The sequence below is a fragment of the Corynebacterium sp. NML140438 genome, from assembly GCF_001875725.1.
Classification (GTDB): Bacteria; Actinomycetota; Actinomycetes; order Mycobacteriales; family Mycobacteriaceae; genus Corynebacterium.
Genome location: NZ_MLCQ01000029.1, coordinates 235231 through 254165, shown reverse-complemented (window position 1 = coordinate 254165; position 18935 = coordinate 235231). Strand labels below are relative to the sequence as shown.

The window sequence follows — 18935 nt, the reverse complement described above, 5'->3', positions numbered from 1 at the left end:
GCTGCAGGAGCCAGGAGGCTTTGTGTCCGCTATATTCCAAGCGTTCAAGGACCCGGATCTTCGGAAGAAGATTCTGATTACCCTTGCGTTGATGATTCTGTACCGCATTGGTGCCCAGATTCCGACGCCTGGTGTCGACTATGCGTTGATCAACTCCCGCCTGCAGGAAGTCGCAGACGGGGATAACGCCACGATGTTCTCCATCATCGGGTTGTTCTCCGGTGGCGCGCTGCTGCAGCTGTCCATCTTCGCGATTGGCATCATGCCGTACATTACGGCGTCGATTATCGTGCAGCTGCTGACTGTCGTGATTCCGAAGTTTGAAGAACTGAAGAAGGAAGGGCAGTCCGGCCAAACCAAGATGACGCAGTACACGCGTTACCTCACGGTGGCGCTGGCGCTGCTGCAGTCCGCGGGCATCGTCGCGTTGGCTGACCGCGAGCAGCTGCTCGGTCAGGGGACGCCGGTGCTAGTTGAGGATCGCAACATCTGGACGCTCATCATGATGATCATCGTCATGACGTCGGGTGCGGTCTTGATCATGTGGCTTGGCGAGATCATCACCGAGAAGGGCGTCGGCAACGGCATGTCCCTGCTGATCTTCGCTGGTATTGCGACGAAGCTTCCGTCCGAGGGTGCCTACATCCTGAAGAACTCCGGTGCGGTTACTTTCGCCATGGTCGTCGCGGCGATCGTCGCGTTGGTGGTGGGCATTATCTTCATCGAGCAGGGCCAGCGTCGCATCCCGGTGCAGTACGCGAAGCGCATGGTTGGGCGTCGTCAGTACGGCGGTTCCTCAACGTACCTTCCGCTGAAGGTGAACCAGGCAGGCGTTATTCCTGTGATCTTTGCTTCCTCGCTGATGTACGTGCCCGTGCTGATCACGCAGATTGTCACCATGAACAATCAGACCCCGCCGGACAACTGGTGGATGAACAACGTCATGGCGTGGCTGCAGAACCCGGGCTCCTGGCAGTACATCCTGGGGTACTTCGCCATGATCATCTTCTTCTCCTACTTCTACGTCTCCATCCAGTACGACCCGGTCGACCAGGCGGAGAACATGAAGAAGTACGGCGGCTTCATCCCGGGAATTCGTCCGGGCCGCCCAACCGCCGAGTATCTCTCCTTTGTGATGAACCGCCTGCTGTTCGTTGGTGCGCTCTACCTGGCACTCATCGCGATCCTGCCGAACCTGGCACTCGACGCCGGTATTGGAGGCGCTGGCCGAGGTGGCATGAGCGCGTTCGGTGGTACAGCCATCCTGATTATGGTTTCTGTAGCATTGACTACGGTTAAGCAAATTGAATCCCAACTTCTCCAATCCAACTACGAAGGACTGTTGCGATAATGCGACTTGTACTACTTGGCCCTCCCGGCGCTGGCAAAGGCACTCAGGCAGCGATTCTCTCCGAGAAGCTCGGCGTCCCTCACATCTCCACCGGCGACCTGTTCCGCGCAAACATCGGACAGGGCACTCCGCTCGGTGTTGAGGCGAAGAGCTACATCGATGCAGGCAAGCTCGTCCCGACGGACGTCACCGCGCGCATGGTGGAAGACCGCCTCAACCAGGAGGATGCCGCGAACGGCTTCTTGCTCGACGGCTTCCCGCGCACCGTTGAACAGGCAGAGATCCTCAAGGAGCTGCTGGGCAAGCAGGGCCTGAAGCTGGACGGCGTGCTCAACTTTGTTGTCGACGAGGATGTGGTCGTCGAGCGCATGCTCGCCCGTGGTCGCGCGGACGACAACGAGGAAACGATCCGCACCCGCCTCAAGGTCTACCGCGACGAAACCGCGCCGCTGATTGACCACTACGGCAACGAGATCATCTCCATCGACGCTGTCGGCGATGTTGACGAGATCAACGAGCGCGCGATGGCGCAGCTGAAGAAGTAACAAACAGCGCCTGTAGAAGCACAAGGGCCGGTAGGGACTCGGGGAGTGCCTACCGGCCTTTTCACGCAGCATTATAAGGAAGGAAACAGATGATGGGGTTCCGGAAGCGCAAGATTGTCGCGAAGACGCCTGAGCAGCTCGACGCGATGGAAAAGGCTGGGCGGATCGTTGGTCTGGCGCTGCAGGAGGTACGTGCGTCCGCCGCACCGGGCGTGTCGACGCTCGACCTGGACAAGGTTGCGGAGACCGTCATTCGTGATCACGGTGCAACGCCGACGTTCCTGGGGTACCAGGGCTTCCCGGGGTCGATTTGCGCGTCGGTCAACGAGGTTGTTGTGCATGGCATCCCGAATAAGGAGACTGTGCTGCACGAAGGCGACCTGGTGTCCATCGATTGCGGCGCGACGCTGGACGGCTGGGTGGGGGACTCCGCGTGGACGTTCGGTGTGGGTGAGCTCGAAGAAGGCGTCGAGAAGCTGAATCAGGCGACCGAGTGGGTCCTGTACGAGGGGCTCAAGGCGATGGTGCCGGGCAACCGCCTGACTGACGTCTCGCATGCGCTCGAGCGCGCGACGTACGCAGCGGAGGAGAAGTTTGGGGTAGAGCTCGGCATTGTCGACGGGTACGGCGGGCACGGCATCGGCCGGACGATGCATGAGGATCCGTACCTCGCAAACGAGGGGAAACCAGGCCGGGGACCGCTCATCCAGGAGGGGTCCGTGCTGGCCATTGAGCCGATGCTGATCCTCGGCGGGGAAATTGATACGGAGGTGCTCGGCGACGATTGGACGGTCGTTTCCATCGACGGTGCGCCCGCCTCTCACTGGGAACACACGGTTGCTGCGACGGCCGACGGGCCGCGCATCCTCACGGTGCGAGACGCGAAGTAAGCTATACTGCCGACATGCGTTATCAACCTCGACATGCGAAGCCGTCCCAGCTGAGCCGCAAGCTTGCTGGCATTGGCGTTGGAATCGGCGTTGCTGCTTCACTATTTGCCCAGCCAGTGCTGGCGGAGGCACAGCAACAGCCAGCGATGTCCTCGGAAGGCGGATTGGGCGCGCTGCTTGAGCAGACGCAATCTCAGCTTTCGAGCATCGGCTCCAGCACACCTGACGCTCGGGAACGTGCTTGGCAGACGCGTAACTCGCTGCGTGCGCAGGCCGATGGCCTGGCGGTCATCAATAAGGACCTGCCAGCACAGGCAAAGGCGAGCATCGACGCGACTGTCGAGCGCTTCTACCCAGGCCTGATCGCTGAGAAGACCCCGAAGCCTGCGCCGAAGCCCGCCGCGCGCCCTGCTCCTCCTGCGCGCCCTGCTCCTCCTGCGCAGCCGGCCTTCGACTACGGCCCGTGCCCGAAGGACGCGAAGGTGTGCGTCGATACCGGCGGCCGCCGATCCTGGCTGCAGAACAACGGTCAGATGTACTACAAGGCTGACCTCATTGGCCCTGGTAGGCCAGGTCTTGATACGCCGAAGGGTACGTTCTACGTCAACCGCAAGGTCAAGGACGAGATCTCGTGGGAGTTCGGCAACGCGCCGATGCCGTACGCGACGTACTTCACTAACAACGGTATTGCGTTCCACCAGGGCGATCCATCGATCCTCTCGCACGGTTGCGTGCGCATGTACCGCGCCGACGCGCAGCGCTACTTCCAGGACTTGGCAATCGGGGACAAGGTCTTCGTCTTCTAGCCGTTCGCACTTTTCGACGCCCACCTGCGGACCTCACCGTCCCAGGTGGGCTTGTGTTTGTGCTGGTGAAGGGCTATAGTTGATCACCGGTGTTTATGCACCACGTAGTACAAGTATGTTTTACGTCAGCTACCAGCGGAAACACTGTGTGTCACTGTGTGCGACCGTGTTTCGCGGGTTATAGGAAGTGGAGTGTATGGCAAAAGAAGGCGCCATTGAGGTAGAGGGTCGCATCGTCGAACCTTTGAAGAATGCTATGTTCCGTGTCGAACTCGACAACGGGCATGAGGTCCTTGCTCACATCAGTGGCAAGATGCGCCAGCACTACATCCGCATCCTCCCGGAAGACCGGGTCATCGTGGAGCTATCTCCGTACGACCTGGACCGTGGGCGTATTACGTACCGCTACAAGTAATTTCGTTTGAAGCCTCCTTACCCAGACGCGTGGCGTTGCTGCGCGTCGCTTACCTTTGGCTACGGTGGCCAAAGCCACGTGTATCACGACCCATCCTCCGGTACGGTCCGGATAAAGAGTCGGTTGGCGTGGACGGATAGGGAGAAAACCGCCGTAACAACCCGAAAGGTACGTTCCACATGGCACGTCTAGCTGGTGTTGATCTTCCGCGCAATAAGCGCATGGAGATCGCACTTACTTACATTTATGGCATCGGCGCTACCCGCGCCAAGGAGCTGCTCGAGAAGACGGGCATTTCTCCAGACCTGCGTACGGACAACCTGAGCGACGATCAGCTGTCCGCACTGCGTGACGCAATCGAGTCCTCCTACACCGTAGAGGGCGACCTGCGTCGTGAGGTGCAGGCAGACATCCGCCGCAAGATTGAAATCGGCTCCTACCAGGGCCTTCGTCACCGTCGTGGCCTGCCTGTTCGTGGGCAGCGCACCAAGACGAACGCTCGCACTCGTAAGGGCCCGAAGAAGACCATCGCAGGAAAGAAGAAGTAATCCATGCCTCCTAAGACTCGTTCCGGTGCGCGCCGTGGTGGCCGTCGCATCGTAAAGAAGAACGTGGCAGCTGGCCACGCATACATCAAGTCGACCTTCAACAACACCATCGTCTCGATCACCGATCAGACCGGTGCTGTGATCTCCTGGGCTTCCTCCGGCCACGTTGGCTTCAAGGGGTCCCGCAAGTCCACGCCGTTCGCTGCTCAGATGGCAGCTGAGAACGCTGCTCGCAAGGCGATGGACCACGGTATGAAGAAGGTTGACGTTTTCGTCAAGGGTCCAGGCTCCGGCCGTGAGACCGCAATCCGTTCGCTCCAGGCTGCTGGCCTGGAGGTGTCCTCGATCTCTGACGTGACCCCACAGCCGTTCAACGGCTGCCGTCCGGCGAAGCGTCGTCGCGTTTAAGGCAGAAAGGAAAAGAGGTAATACATCATGGCTCGTTATACCGGCCCTGCTACCCGTAAGTCCCGTCGCCTCCGCGTCGATCTCGTCGGTGGTGACATGTCCTTCGAGCGTCGCCCCTACCCTCCAGGGCAGGCTGGCCGCGCTCGCATCAAGGAATCTGAGTACCTGCTCCAGCTCCAGGAGAAGCAGAAGGCTCGCTTCACCTACGGAGTGATGGAGAAGCAGTTCCGTCGCTACTACGAGGAGGCCAACCGTCTCCCAGGTAAGACCGGCGACAACCTGCTGATCCTGCTTGAGTCCCGTCTGGACAACGTTGTCTACCGGGCAGGTTTGGCGCGCACGCGCCGCCAGGCACGTCAGCTTGTTTCCCACGGCCACTTCACCGTGAACGGCAAGCGTATCGACGTTCCTTCCTACAAGGTCACGCAGTACGACATCATCGATGTTCGTGACAAGTCCCGCAAGATGCTCTGGTTCGAAGAGGCCCAGGACAACCTGCTGGACGCCGTTGTTCCGGCATGGCTCCAGGTCGTTCCGGACACCCTGCGCATTCTCGTGCACCAGTTGCCGGAGCGCGCTCAGATCGAGGTGCCGCTGCAGGAGCAGCTCATCGTCGAGCTCTACTCGAAGTAAGCCCGCTTACTTCACCCCGCGCTACGTCGATACGTGGTGCGAAATCGTTCCGAAAGTCCATATTCTCGCGGCTTCATATAGTGGTAGCCGGAAAAGGAGAAGTTCATGCTCATCTCACAGCGTCCACAGCTGACCGAGGAGTACATCGATACCAACCGCTCGAAGTTCGTTATCGAGCCGCTCGAGCCAGGTTTTGGGTACACGCTGGGTAACTCCCTGCGTCGTACGCTGCTGTCGTCCATCCCGGGCGCGGCGGTGACCTCGATCAAGATTGATGGTGTGCTCCACGAGTTCACCACCATCAACGGTGTGAAGGAAAACGTTTCCGAGATCATCCTCAACATTAAGGACATCGTGCTGTCGTCGGAGTCCGACGAGCCAGTCGTGATGTACCTGTCCGTTGAGGGGCCCGGGGTCGTGACCGCCGGCGACATTGAGACGCCAGCTGATGTTGAGATCCATAACCCGGATCTGCACATCGCGTCGCTCAATGAGCAGGCACGCCTTGAGATGGAGCTCGTCGTGGAGCGTGGCCGTGGCTACGTTCCGGCGGTGCCGAACTCTGGTGGGGAAGCCGGTCGTATTCCGGTCGACCAGATCTACTCCCCAGTGACCCGTGTCGCCTACAAGGTTGAGGCAACCCGTGTCGAGCAGCGCACCGACTTCGACAAGCTGATCATCGACGTGGAGACGAAGAACTCCATGTCCGCTCGTGACGCGCTTGCGTCAGCTGGTTCCACCCTGGTGGAGCTGTTCGGCCTGGCACGTGAGCTGAACACGGCAGCAGAAGGCATCGAGATCGGCCCGTCCCCACAGGAGACGGAGTTCATCGCGGCCTACAACCTGCCGATTGAAGATCTCAACTTCTCCGTCCGGTCCTACAACTGCTTGAAGCGCGAGGGCATCAACACTGTCGGCCAGCTGGCCGAGTGCTCTGAGACCGACCTGATGGATATCCGCAACTTTGGCGAGAAGTCCATCAACGAGGTCAAGATCAAGCTCGCCTCCATGAGCCTGACGCTGAAGGACGCTCCGGAAGATTTCGACCCGACCCAGATCGAAGGCTACGACGCCGAGACTGGTGACTACGTCGACGACACCGCGGAAGAAACCGAGTAAACCAAGAGCACGCGCTCACAATCCCATACGAGGAGTACGAAAATGCCTACCCCGAAGAAGGGTGCCCGTCTCGGAGGGTCCGCCGCCCACCAGAAGCACATTCTGTCTAACCTGGCGCAGTCCCTGTTCGAGCACGGCGCCATCACGACGACCGATGCAAAGGCGAAAGCACTTCGCCCATACGCAGAGAAGCTGATCACCAAGGCGAAGGGTGGTTCCCTGCAGGAACGCCGCGCTGTGGCTGCGAAGCTTCCGAACAAACAGATCGTTGCACACCTGTTCAACGAGCTTGCACCGAAGTTCGAGAACCGTGACGGCGGCTACACCCGCCTGATCAAGGTTGCACCTCGCTCCGGCGACAACGCTCCAATGACCCAGATTTCCCTGGTTCTGGAGCCAGCTGAGGCGAAGGCTGCCAAGGAGGACTAAATCCTCCGCTGAGCCAATTCTTCTGGCTCGCTAGCACGATGCCCCGCGTCCACCCACACGGTGTGGCGTGGGGTTTTCGCATTCCAGCGGTGCGTCTCCTGTTTGCTAGCCTGGTACGAATGAACACGATGCGCCTGCGTTTCGATATCGCCTACGACGGCACCGACTTCCACGGCTGGGCCCGTCAGAAGGGGGACCTTCGAACAGTGCAGGCGACCGTGGAGGATGCGCTCGCATTGGTGCTGCGTCACCCCGTTGCGCTGACAGTCGCCGGTCGCACGGATGCGGGGGTGCACGCCCGCGGTCAGGTGGCGCACGCGGACATCGACCCGGAGGCGTTGCAACAACGCTCGCTGGACGGCGACCCCGCCCGCTTGGTGCGGCGCCTGGCGAAGCTGCTGCCCGAGGACATCCGAGTGCACTCGGTGCGCGAGGTTTCCCCTGATTTCGACGCCCGCTTCTCCGCGCTGGCTCGTCACTACATCTACCGCGTCACTACCAGCCCCGCCGGGGCGTTGCCGACGCGCGCCCGCGACACCGCGGTGTGGGCCAGGCCGGTTGATCTGGCGCTGATGCAGCAGACCGCCGACGTGCTGCTCGGTTTGCACGACTTCGCGGCGTTCTGTAAGCCGCGCCCACACGCGACGACGATCCGCGACGTGCACTCCTTCCGGTGGGTGGACGCATCCACGGAGGCGGAACCGCAACTGTACGAGGCGCACATTAGCGCCGACGCGTTCTGCTGGAACATGGTGCGCGCACTGACGGCGACGTGCCTGACCGTCGGGCAGGGCAAGCGCGACCTCGCGTGGGCGACCGGGCTGTTGGACGCGACCGAGCGTCGTGCGGATGTGCCACTCGCCCCTTCGAAGGGGCTCACGTTCGACCATGTTGTGTACCCGCCGGAGCGGGAGTGGGCGGCTCGCGCCGCAACGACGCGCGATCGGCGTTCGCTCTGAGCGCCTAAAGCGATAAGATTTCATCGTTACTGTTCTGAGCGCGCGAAGGAGTACGTGTGGTCACTGCCGGGATGTTTCTAGCTGCTGTGCTTGTGTTTGTGCTGCCCGGATTTGTGGTCAACGTTGTTTCCGGGATGCGGGTGCCGGCGTCGGTGGTGGCGTCGATACCCGTGAGCTTCGGCATCATTGGGCTCAGTGCGTGGTCGTGGGGTCTGACGTCGGCGAAGTTTTCGCCGTGGACGTTCTCGGTGAGCGTGGTCTTCGCGGTGTTGTGTGCGGCTGGCTGGCGCTGCGCGTTCGCGCGGCGCGCCCGAAAGCGCTGGGCCGGCGCTGACGCATTGTCGTGGAGCCGAGCGCTGTTGCCTGGGACCCCGCAGGAGCGACGCGAAGGCAGCGTGCTTGATCCCACGTGGGTGCTGCCGCTGCTCGGCGTGTTGGTGGGCTCGGCGATGCTGATCAGCGATAAGTTGCGCTGGCTCGAGGAGACGCCGCTGGGCCTGGCCAACATCGTGCAGGGCTGGGACTCGCAGTGGCACGCCAATACGGTGCGTTTCATTATGGAAGAGGGTGTGGCGTCGCCGACGCGGATGGGTGAGCTGATGTATCAGGAGACGCACAGCTCGCTGTTGTACCCCTCGGGCTATCACGCGGGCGTGGCGCTCTTTGCAAAGACTGCTGGGATGGCGCCGATCCCCGCGTTGAACGTGGCGCAGGCGATCGTGCCGTCGGTGGCGGCGTGTATGTCTGTGGCGTGTTTGGTGTTTGCGTTTCTGCGGTCGCGGGGGCTGACGGCGCAGATCGCGGCGGGGTTTGCACCAATCCTGGTCTATGGTGCGCCGCAGCTGATGTGGGTGTCGGATTACGTCGGCATGTGGCCGTACATGATGGCGGTTGCGCTCACTGGCATTGTGATCTGGCAGTTCCTGGAGGTGCCGAAGCACCACAATGCTGCGTTCGCTGCGGCCATCGGATTCTTCGGGGTGGTGGCGGTGCACCCGTCGCCAGTGACGACGATTGCGTTCGCTGTGGCCTTCGCCTGGTGCTTCTCGACGCTACTTCGCCCCGTCCGTTCCCGCCTCGTTGACACGGTCTGGTTGGTGGCCCCGGCGTTTGTCGGCGCGGTGCTGTTCTTGCCCCAGGTCTTTGCCGGGTCCGAGCAGGCGCAGGAGGTCGCGGGGTGGGCCACCCCGGAGGACGGCAAGGCTCCCAACCCGTGGGCGCTTGCGATCACGATGGACACGCGCCACGTCACTGAGTACTTCCCGAACTATAACCCGACGGTGCTGCTGTGGCTGGCGCTGGTAGGGGCGGTGGCGCTCGTGGTGTGGCGTGGACAGGTCTGGCCGGTGGTGTTCTACGCACTCTCGCTGACCACGGTCGTGCAGGCGGCCGCGCCGCTTCCTCCGGTGCTGGATGTGGTGCCGTCGCTGATTGCTGGGCTGCATTACAACACGGCGCACCGCCTGGTGTTGCCGGTAGTGATGTGCGTGATCGCGGCGGCGGCAATTGGGCTGGCGGTAATCATCCGGATGCTGACGTTGGCGCCGGTCGCGGAGCGTGTCGGGACGGTGGTGGCGAAGGGGGCGTCGACAATTGGGGCGGTGCTTGTGGCGCTCGTGGTTGCGGCGAGTACTGCGACCGTCGTGCACGCGAGTACGGCGCAGGCCGCGGAGAATATCTCCACCGCCCCACGTATCAGCGGGCGGATGGTGAACAACAATGACTTGGCGGCGTTCGACTGGCTCGCGACGCAGCCCGCGGCGTGGGAAGGCGTTACCTACGGCGAGCCCGCGGACGGACACTCGTGGATCTACGCCTACAACGGCGTGCCGACGCTCTCCCGGCACTACCTGTGGCCGGCGAAGTCGCGTGGCGACGACACCGCAACCGCCTTGTTCGACGTAGAGATGCTCGGACGCGGGGAGCACGGCGACGCGACTGCGAAGAACGCGGTGGACCGGGCTGTTGAACGGCTGAACATCAAGTTCTACATCGCTTCGCCTCCGTCGTTCTGGGCACAGCAGCCGCCGCGCGTGAACTTGAACAACGGCACGGCCAACAGTGGGCTGACCCCGGTGTACGTGAAGGGGGACACGTTGATCTTCGCCGTCAACGAAGCGTTTACGCGCGCAGAGCTTCGTGCGATGCAGCGCGACGCCGTCAAGCACGGCTCGGAACCGTTGGAGCTTTGGTAGGGTAAGTCAGCGTTATTCGTTATCGGGGGATACAACATTTGGGGGAATTAATGCAGCAACGTTTGTTGCCAACAACGCGACCGCAGGTGTCGGGGCACAGGTTTATGCAGCGTCGCGTGGAGCACGGCCTTATCTATGGCGACATCCGGATGATCCACGACCCGCTGGCGGCGCGACGGCGCGCCGGGATCTTCGGGGCGGTCGGCGTCGTGCTGATTGCCGCGGTGATGGGGCTGTTCGCCTGGATGAGCCCCAACCCGCACCCCGGCGAAGCCCCCATCGTGCGCGCTACCGACGGTGGCCTGTACGTGCGCGTCGACGGCACCCTGCACCCGGTGACGAATCTGACCTCCGCTCGGCTTATCGCCGGGGAGTCGGCGGAACCCGCCCGGGCCGGCGGGGACTACTTGGCTACGGTGCCGCGCGGCCTGCCGGTGGGCATCGTCGCGGCGCCCGGCATGTTCGCCTCGGAGGCGACGGAGGCGCACGCCTGGTCAGCATGCCATGGAAAAGACAAAGTGACGGTGGTCGCGGGTCAGGCAGCGGCGCCGCTGCCGCAGGGCACAGCGGTGTTGGCGGTGGCGGATCACCGCGAGTGGGTCGTCGACGCGCACGGTCGCAGGCAGCTGCCGCCATCCACGACGCCGGAGGGGCGCATCATGCGCCGCGCACTAGGCATCGACGGCGCGACGCCACGCTGGTCGCCGCCGAACGCGGTGCTCGGCGCGCTGCGCGAGGGCCCGGCCTTTGTTCTGCCGCCGCGCCTTCCGGAAGTCCTGCGCACGCCGGAGGCCGCCTGGGTGCTCACCGAGCACGGCGGTGTGCAGCAAGTCTCGGACACCGCGGCCCAAGTGCTTCTCGACGCCGGCGCCGCCTCCCGCAACGTCAACCGCGCAGACATCGCGCACTACCCGGACGCGCAGCCACCACTGGACCTGCGCATCCCGCACGAGGCGCCGCGCTGGGTACAGCCAGCGCAGGACACGGTGTGCGTGAACGGCACACATGACGCCGCTATCTGGCCGAAGGATGCAGGTGAAGTGCTTGAGGGGGCGATTGCGCTGGCGGGGACCGGTACCGCAACCCATTTCGCGGGGCTGCGTGAGGGCGCCGTCGGCGTGGATACAGGGCAGGGGCTGCTCGTGGTCTCCCCGGAGGGCACCCGCCACGAGGTGGCGGGGCAGGCCACGCTGGACCTGATCGGTGTGCGCCATACGGAGGACGCGCCGTGGCAGATCGTGTCGCTGCTCCCAGCTGGCGCGCCGCTCGAGCGGGCCGTGGCGCTGCGACCGGTGACGTCTTAGCGCACGCGGTCCCCGCGCAGGGAGCGCGCCACGATGGTCAGCGCGATGAGCGCTAAGAGCCCGCCGAGTGCCAACCCGGCGCGCCGGGCTGCGAGCGAGGTGGTGGGCAGTGGTGCGTCGATGGCGGTGACGGTGGCCGCGCGGGGTGGCGTGGGTGGGAGTTGGGTGACGATGTCTTCTGGGCGCAGCGCCCCGCCGTGTGGTTCGGCTGCGGCGTAGACGATCTCGCGGATTTGCTTCGGTGAGAGGTGCGGGTAGCGCTCGAGGAGGAGGGCGATGGCGCCACTGACGATGGGCGCGGCGAAGCTGGTACCAACGTAGGGTTGGATGGTTGGTGTGCCGTCGGGTTGGAGTTCCCCGGCGACGCCGGTGGCGAAGCCTGTGCCGTCGGATGCGAGGACCACGGGCGTGGTGCCGCGGGCGGACAGTGGGGGCTTGGGGGATGGGATTGAGTAGTCGGCGACGGCGTGGGTGTCCTCGCGGGCGCCGACGGCGAGGACGGTGGGCATGTGGGCGGGGAAGACGGCGAAGCCGTCGGCGCATTCGTTGGTGGCGTTTCCGGCGGCGGCGACGATGACGGCGCCGGAGGTTTCGGCGCGGTGGAGTGCGGCGTCGAGTTCTTGGGTGTCGAGGCGTGCGGCGAGGTAGGGTGCCATGCAGGAGACAACGGAGATGTTGATGACGCGTGCGTGCTCATCGAGTGCGTTGTGGATCGCTTGGCTGAGCGTGGCGAGGGACCCAGAAGCGTGTTCTTCGCGGTAGCGGGCGGAGGTCTGCCGGATAGCAATAAGTTGCGCGGCGGGGGCGATGCCGAGGTCGCGACCGGCGATGATGCCGGCGACGACGGTGCCGTGGCTGTCGCAATCGAGAAATGGGGCAGGGTCGTCGGGTGTGACAAAGTCTCGGCCCGGGGTGACTGGCGGTAGCTGTGGGTGGCGGGCGATGCCGGTGTCGATGACGGCGACGCGCACCCCGCGCCCGCTTGCGTGGCGGCGCGCGGCGGCGACAGAGGGATCCGGTTCCGGTGGCGTGTCGCGGTCTGGTTGCAGGTGGGCGGGCCGGGCGCAGGCGTAGTCCTGGGCCAGCGCAGGCGGAGCCGGAGCCGCGATGGGCAGGGTCGCACCAACGGCGAGCGGGACGCAGAGGGTAGCGAAGAGGTGTCGAGAAGCAAGGGGGCGCATGGGCTTAGAGCCCCCTGATGAGGTCGAACAGGCCGGTGAGGTGCACCGCGAGCGGGATGACCGCGATGATGGCGACGGCCTCGGCGCGCTCGAACCACACCACCGTGGTGGGTTCGAGGTCGGGGACGTGGCGCGACCAGATGATCGCGGTGGCGCACACAACGGCGATGGCGCCCGCGGCAACGAGGAAGGCGGGGTGCGGACTGGGCTCGACAACGGTGGCGAGCACCACGGCGCCGAGCGCGCCGAGCGCGAGCGCCGTCAGCGCGATACGCGGGGTGGGGTAGTGGTGGCGCACCGCGTGGATGAGCAGCGCGCCCGCCACACAACCGGCGAGTGCGACGCGCCAGCCCAGCGCGACGTCCATCGTTGCGATGCCGTAGAGCGCCGGCAGGCAGCAGGTGGTCACGGCGCACGCGATCGCGGCCGCTACGGTCAGTGCGGCCTGGCTGCGCGTATCGACGTCATGCTGGTACACATCCGAGCGGTCAAAGTCCTCGCCTGCGGTGGGAATGCGTGGTACCTTCAGGCCCGCGGAGACCGTCGCGATGTGGGGCGTGAGCATCACCAACAGCAGCCCGAGCAACACAACCACCGCCGCCCCCGCGTGGTGCTGCGGCAGCCACGCGCCGAGCGAAGCCGCCGCCAGCTGCAACGCGCACACCGCCACGAACGTCGCGACGGCCGGGCCGCACAGCCTGAGCATCGCGCCTATGACCACGCAGGCCACGGTGGTGAGTGCCGCGGCGAGCATCCCGATCGCGGTGTCGCTTGTTGCGCCCCAGCCCGCAGGAGGACCAGCCACCCAGGCGCCCACCCCGAACGTGGCGGCGCACAGAAACGCCACGTAGACCGCGCTGCTTCGCGCCGCCAGCGACAACACCAGCGCCGCCGCAGCCGCCAGGCCCGCGCCGAACGCCCAGCCGCCGACCGTGCCAGCCACCGCTGCAATACACAGCAGGCCCAGCATCGTCGCGCCAATGTGCAGGCCACGCACGTCGCGCGCAGAGGCCGCGGCCGCACTGAGCGAATGGGCCGCGTCGCGGATCACGGGAGGCGACGGCTGCTCCTGCGGGCGCATCACCACCGTCGCACCGTTTCTCATCTTCAGCTGGTATAGCGGCGCATGCCCGTCGAGCGGGATACCGGCCACGCTGGTGAACTCCCACGGGCGGTGCAACTGCGGCAGCTCCACAAAACGCGCGATCTCGGGTATCAGTTCTTGGAGCGACGAGGACGTCGGCAAACTGAGGTCGATATCGCGGTGAAGCGAAGCGACGTCGATACGAATGGTGACGTGCACGATGTGATGCGTTGCAGAAACTGCCACGATGAATCCCCCCGGAAAACAAACAAATGCGCGACTTGGCGCTTAACTTGAACAATGTAGCGCACCATCGCCTAGAATGCATGCAGAAGTTGCGCGAGGGGGATTGCGCAACCGGGGAATGCATGAGGGGGAAAGCATGCTTGGTCTTGACCACGAACCAGTCGTGACACCATCGACGGCGCACACACTCGCGCCGCCACCACCACTGCCGACCGGGCAACTCCGCGCCGAAGCAGTGCCACAGGCGCACAAGGACCAACCGATGCCGCTGCTGAAAGTGCTACTGCCGGTGGTCATGGTGGTTGCCATTGGTGCTGTGATGGCGCTGATGGTGATGTCCGGGCGCACCGTGAGCCCAATGATGCTCATCTTCCCGGTCATGATGCTCTTCGGCATGGTCACCATGTTTTCGCCACAGGAACGCCAAGGCGACATCGACGAGACGCGCCGGGTCTACCTGCGCCACCTGGACGCCCTCGCTCACCGAGCGCGAAGCAACGCCGAGGTCCAGCGCGAGCACGCCGAATACCTCCACCCGGCACCGAACGCCCTGCTCACGGCGGTGCCTGCGGAGCGCGTCTGGGAGCAGCACGCCGCCTCCCCGTACGCGCTACAGGTGCGGATCGGCGTCGGGGCGGTCGCGCTGCACACCCCGATCGAGGTTGACGACCCAGGCTCGCCCGAGGACCTCGACCCCGTGTGCGCGGTGAGCCTGCGCAGGACGGTCGCTGCGGTCAACACGGTCCAAGAGATGCCGATCGTGGTGGCACTCAACGCGTTTCCAGTGATCACGCTGGTAGGGCCACGTGCGGCGGAGGTCGCGCGCTCGATTATCGCACAGCTGGCGTTCTTCCACGGCCCGGAGCTCGTCGGCATCGACGCCACCCAGGCTCCAGCAGACTTCGCGTGGGCGAAATGGCTGCCGCACTCCGCCACGCCGGAGGCAGCACAATTCCAGCTCATACTTCTCGACGCCACCACCCACCCCTCCGTGATCTCCTTCAGCACCAGCGCCGCCAGCAGCGAGAACGTGTGTGTGCTCGTCATCCACCCGGACCCGGACTGGCTGGTGGACGAGGATGCGTTCCACCTGGTCTGCGACGACCAACTCCACGCGCTGACCGGGATGGGCCTGGAGTTTCTGGGCAAGCCCGACAGGATCGGCGTCGCGGAGGCGGAACTGATCGCGCGCCAGCTCGCGTTCTACCGCCGCCCGGAGCTCCTTAGCGCCGAAAGCGCCTCCCACGGCGGCAAGCTGCTCCCGATGCTTGGTATCAACGACATCGCCGAACTGGACGAGCACACCATGTGGACCGGGCGCGACGGCACCCGCCAACGCCTCATGGTCCCGATCGGATCGACTGCCCAGGGCCAGGCTCTCTACCTGGACCTGAAGGAGTCCGCCCAGGGAGGGATGGGCCCGCACGGGTTGTGCATTGGTGCGACGGGGTCCGGTAAATCAGAATTGCTACGAACACTCGTGGTGGCACTCGCCGCCACGCATTCGCCGGAGGAGCTCAACCTCGTGCTCGTGGACTTCAAGGGCGGCGCAACGTTTCTTGGTTGCGAGTCGTTGCCGCACACCTCGGCGGTAATTACCAACCTGGAGGACGAGTCCATCTTGGTCGAGCGCATGTACGACGCCATCTCTGGTGAGATGAACCGGCGTCAAGAGCTGCTGCGCAAGGCCGGTAATTTCGCCAACATCACCGACTACACCGCGGCCCGGCTCGCGGGCGAGGACCTTGCACCGCTTCCGGCGCTGGTCATCATCTTGGACGAGTTTTCTGAGTTGCTCAGCCAACACCCGCACTTCGCTGACCTGTTCGTGGCCGTCGGCCGACTTGGCCGCTCGTTGGGCGTGCACCTGCTGCTCGCCTCCCAGCGCTTGGAGGAGGGCAAGCTGCGCGGGCTGGACTCGCACCTTTCCTACCGTATCGGTCTCAAGACCTTCTCAGCGGCCGAGTCGCGGCAGGTGCTCGGCGTGCCGGACGCCTACGAGCTACCCAGCGAACCCGGCGCGGGCTTCCTGTCTACGGGCTCTGGCCAGCTGGAGCGTTTTCGCGCGGCGTACGTGTCGGGCCCGTTGGAGCGGGCCCGCGGCGTCACCAGGAGAGAGGCGGCCGCGGCGGTGCGCCTGTTCCACGGGTGGGAGCCACCGCGGGTGGAGGACGCGGAGGAACATGTGGGCGTCGATGCTGATGTGACGACGACGTTGTTGGAGGCGGTCGTCGAGAAGTCGAGGGAGGTCGCGAACGCCCTGGGGATGCGGGCGCACCAGGTGTGGTTGCCACCGCTGCCTGCACAGATTGAGCTTTCGCAGGTCTACGGTGGCAGTGAGTCGATGCCGAAGCTGCAGGCGATTATCGGGGTGATTGACGAGCCGATCAAGCAGCGCCAGGTGCCGCTCGTGCTGGACTTGTCGGTGGCAGGTGGCCACGTGGCGCTCGCCGGCGGGCCGCAGACTGGCAAGTCGATGGCGGTGCGCACGATGGTGGCGTCGCTCGCGCTGCGGCACACCACGGACGAGCTGTGCTTCTACATTATTGACGCCGGCTCCGGTGACTTCAGCGACCTGTCCGAGCTGCCGCACGTGGCGGGCGTCGCGCAGCGCACGGACGAGGAGCGGGTGCGCCGCGTCGTTGACGAGCTGGTGGAGGTCCTCGACGCCCCGCAGCGGCGCACGAACCGCCACACCGTGCTGATCGTGGACGGTTGGCACACGTTGCTCGCACCAGATGCGAAGACGGAGGACCTGCGCGAGCCGCTGACGCGCCTCGCTGCGGAGGGGCCGGCCGTCGGCATTCACCTGGTGGTGACCACGCAGCGCTGGAACGCGATCCGCGCGAACGTGCGCGACGTGATCGGCACCAGGATTGAGCTGCACCTGACTGAGCCGATGGATTCGGTCATCGATAGGAAGGTACAGGCGAAGCTGCCGGCGCTGCCCGGTCGAGGCATCACAGAGGAAGGGGCGTTCATGCTGGTCGCGCATACCTCCGCGCAGGACGTGGCCCACGTGCGCGCCGCGACGCAGGGCCAATCGCCGGTGCCGCGCCTGCGGGTGTTGCCGCACCACGTGGAGGTGGCGGAGCTGCTCACCCCTGGCGGGCAACGGTTGCCGCTCGGTGTCGGCGGGCCACGCCTTGCGCCGCTGTGGAGCGAGTCTGGCCACCTGCTCGTCATCGGCGCGAGTGGCGCCGGTAAGTCCACCGCGATTGCCTCGGCTATCACCGCTATTGAGGCCATGGGCCGTGAGCAGGCCCGCATGGTGATTCTGGACGTGCGCCGCACGCACCTCGGCCGGGCGAACCCGGACATGGTGGCGGCCTACGCGGCCTCGACCAGCGCCGTCGATGAGGCGGTGAGCGCGCTGATCACCACGCTGCGCGGCAGGCTGCCCGGCGCGGACGTGACCCCGCAGCAGCTGGCGCAGCGTTCCTGGTGGGAGGGCCCGGAGCTCTACCTCGTCATCGATGATCTCGAGCTGGTCCCGGAGGACACCCTGCGCGAGTTGGCCACTTTGTTCCCGCACGCTCGCGACATTGGCCTGCACGTGGTGGCTGCCCGCAAGTTCGGTGGCGTATCGCGTGCCATGTTCGGCAGCTTCCTGTCCTCGCTGAAGGACCTGCTGCCCGACGTAGTCATCCTCGACGGCACCAGGGACGAAGGCGCGCTCTTCGGGGTGCGCCCAGCCCCGCAACCACCCGGTCGAGGCCTGCTCGTCCAATCAGGTGAGGCCCGAGGCCTGGTCCAAGTCGCTGCACCCTACTCCGAAGGAGCCACCCTATGAAACCCGATCTTCGCATCACCATGACGCCCACGAACACCGTGTTCACCGGCGCCGCCAACGTGCACCGCTTCGACGCGCCCGGCCCGCGGGAAGTTGCGCAGTACGTGCGTGGGCTCTTCGGGCCCAACCCGGGAGGCGCGGTGATCCAGATCGCTGCCAGCCCCGAGGACCTCGACCAGTTCGAGCAGGCCCTGAGCGGCTACGACGTCACCATCGCCGCCGAGCCCCTCGAAGTGGAGGTTGACCCGCCGACTGAGGAGCAGCCCGCGATCACCGCCGCTGACCTTACGCCGCGTCGCGCGTGGTGGCCGTTCGTTGCCCTCGGCGTTGCCGTAGTCGCGGTAGCGGCTATCTGCGGGTTTGTGCTCTTTCGTTTCTTATCGACGCCATCTTCGCCCACCACAGCCCAGGCCGGGTCCGGGGCAACGTCGACAACTGTGTTACATAGCCAGTCGGTGGCCTCGCGGGCGTCGACAAGTCCTGCTCCTTCTGCGGCGAGCGAGCCGACCGCCGTGCGACTCGCGCAAGACGGCCTGGCGATTGAGCTGCCTCCCGGGTTCCAGCTCGCGCAGCATGAACAGGGGTGGATGGCCACCGGCGCTGACCCCGACATGCGCGTACTGATCTCCGCAGAGAACCGCTACACGCTGCCGCCCGAGCAGTTCGTGTCCCAGTTGCTCGGCGGTATCGAGCGCGACCCCGAACTCACGCTCGTGGACCACAACCTCCACGCCGTGACCTACCGCGAGGTTGCCCCGGGCGGCGCCGAAACGCTGTGGCGCACCTGGGCGCACGACTCCTACCAACTCTTTGTGGCGTGCCAAACGCGGCAAGCACCCAGCCGAGTGCAGCAAGCGACGTGTCAGATGGCCTTCGATACCGCTGAATTCACGCCACCGGCAGGGGAGGGGTGAGGCAAACTCGCAGGCGAAAGATGGTGGGAGGGCGGGAAGAAAAGTTTCTTCAACATTGAGGGAACCGGAACGCAGGTTTTTGCGTCCAACTCTATGAACAGCTTGGAACGCTGTC

General features: G+C 64.7%; 16 protein-coding genes and 1 pseudogene. 15 read left to right on the top strand and 2 right to left on the bottom strand.

All coding sequences use genetic code 11. From position 1 onward, the window contains the following. The first annotated feature begins 22 nt into the window (after positions 1–22). The 13 genes and pseudogenes from secY (at position 23) to eccB (ending at position 11602) form a co-directional block, all read left to right on the top strand. Positions 23–1351, top strand: coding sequence for a preprotein translocase subunit SecY (gene secY / locus BJP08_RS09775; protein ID WP_071569392.1), 1329 nt, complete (start codon positions 23–25; stop codon positions 1349–1351). Continuing rightward, positions 1351–1896: an adenylate kinase gene (locus BJP08_RS09770; protein WP_071569391.1), complete on the top strand. Its 546-nt coding sequence runs from the start codon at positions 1351–1353 to the stop codon at positions 1894–1896. Before secY ends, BJP08_RS09770 begins: the two co-directional genes overlap by 1 nt. Before the next feature lie 92 nt (positions 1897–1988). Further along, on the top strand, positions 1989–2786 hold the full coding sequence (gene map / locus BJP08_RS09765) for a type I methionyl aminopeptidase (protein WP_071569585.1): 798 nt from the start codon (positions 1989–1991) through the stop codon (positions 2784–2786). 14 nt (positions 2787–2800) lie between these two features. Further along, complete coding sequence (locus tag BJP08_RS09760) at positions 2801–3592, top strand: L,D-transpeptidase (protein WP_071569390.1); 792 nt, start codon at positions 2801–2803, stop codon at positions 3590–3592. Between the two features lie 196 nt (positions 3593–3788). Further along, entirely contained in the window at positions 3789–4007 is a 219-nt protein-coding gene (infA, locus tag BJP08_RS09755) for a translation initiation factor IF-1 (RefSeq protein ID WP_018017508.1), read from the top strand. Positions 4008–4186: 179 nt separating this feature from the next. Beyond that, positions 4187–4555: a 30S ribosomal protein S13 gene (gene rpsM / locus BJP08_RS09750; protein ID WP_070477572.1), complete on the top strand. Its 369-nt coding sequence runs from the start codon at positions 4187–4189 to the stop codon at positions 4553–4555. Between the two features lie 3 nt (positions 4556–4558). Beyond that, entirely contained in the window at positions 4559–4963 is a 405-nt protein-coding gene (rpsK, locus tag BJP08_RS09745) for a 30S ribosomal protein S11 (protein ID WP_070363064.1), read from the top strand. 27 nt (positions 4964–4990) lie between these two features. Then, positions 4991–5596 carry a 30S ribosomal protein S4 gene (gene rpsD / locus BJP08_RS09740; protein ID WP_070363063.1) on the top strand — a complete coding sequence of 202 codons (606 nt, stop codon included), beginning with the start codon at positions 4991–4993 and terminating at the stop codon, positions 5594–5596. Between the two features lie 105 nt (positions 5597–5701). Next, positions 5702–6715 carry a DNA-directed RNA polymerase subunit alpha gene (locus BJP08_RS09735; protein ID WP_071569389.1) on the top strand — a complete coding sequence of 338 codons (1014 nt, stop codon included), beginning with the start codon at positions 5702–5704 and terminating at the stop codon, positions 6713–6715. 42 nt (positions 6716–6757) lie between these two features. Continuing rightward, a pseudogene (gene rplQ, locus BJP08_RS09730) lies at positions 6758–7111 on the top strand (50S ribosomal protein L17); the annotation flags it as partial. Between the two features lie 152 nt (positions 7112–7263). Further along, on the top strand, positions 7264–8103 hold the full coding sequence (gene truA, locus BJP08_RS09725; RefSeq protein WP_071569388.1) for a tRNA pseudouridine(38-40) synthase TruA: 840 nt from the start codon (positions 7264–7266) through the stop codon (positions 8101–8103). Positions 8104–8159: 56 nt separating this feature from the next. Continuing rightward, positions 8160–10298, top strand: a complete 2139-nt coding sequence (locus BJP08_RS09720) for a DUF6541 family protein (protein WP_255364818.1) — start codon at positions 8160–8162, stop codon at positions 10296–10298. Positions 10299–10348: 50 nt separating this feature from the next. Further along, a complete protein-coding gene (eccB, locus tag BJP08_RS09715; RefSeq protein ID WP_071569387.1) occupies positions 10349–11602 on the top strand; it encodes a type VII secretion protein EccB in 1254 nt (417 codons plus the stop codon). On the opposite strand, the gene BJP08_RS09710 is transcribed toward eccB, so the two are convergent. Together BJP08_RS09710 and eccD are read right to left on the bottom strand one after the other, a co-directional pair. Then, positions 11599–12783 carry a S8 family serine peptidase gene (locus tag BJP08_RS09710; RefSeq protein WP_071569386.1) on the bottom strand — a complete coding sequence of 395 codons (1185 nt, stop codon included), beginning with the start codon at positions 12781–12783 and terminating at the stop codon, positions 11599–11601. The genes eccB and BJP08_RS09710 overlap by 4 nt on opposite strands. A gap of 4 nt (positions 12784–12787) precedes the next feature. Further along, on the bottom strand, positions 12788–14113 hold the full coding sequence (gene eccD / locus BJP08_RS09705; protein ID WP_071569385.1) for a type VII secretion integral membrane protein EccD: 1326 nt from the start codon (positions 14111–14113) through the stop codon (positions 12788–12790). A gap of 136 nt (positions 14114–14249) precedes the next feature. Between eccD and eccCa the strand changes: the two genes are divergently transcribed. Next, positions 14250–17906, top strand: a complete 3657-nt coding sequence (eccCa, locus tag BJP08_RS09700) for a type VII secretion protein EccCa (protein WP_071569384.1) — start codon at positions 14250–14252, stop codon at positions 17904–17906. Beyond that, positions 17903–18820, top strand: a complete 918-nt coding sequence (locus BJP08_RS09695; protein ID WP_071569383.1) for a type VII secretion-associated protein — start codon at positions 17903–17905, stop codon at positions 18818–18820. Before eccCa ends, BJP08_RS09695 begins: the two co-directional genes overlap by 4 nt. Positions 18821–18935 lie beyond the last annotated feature (115 nt).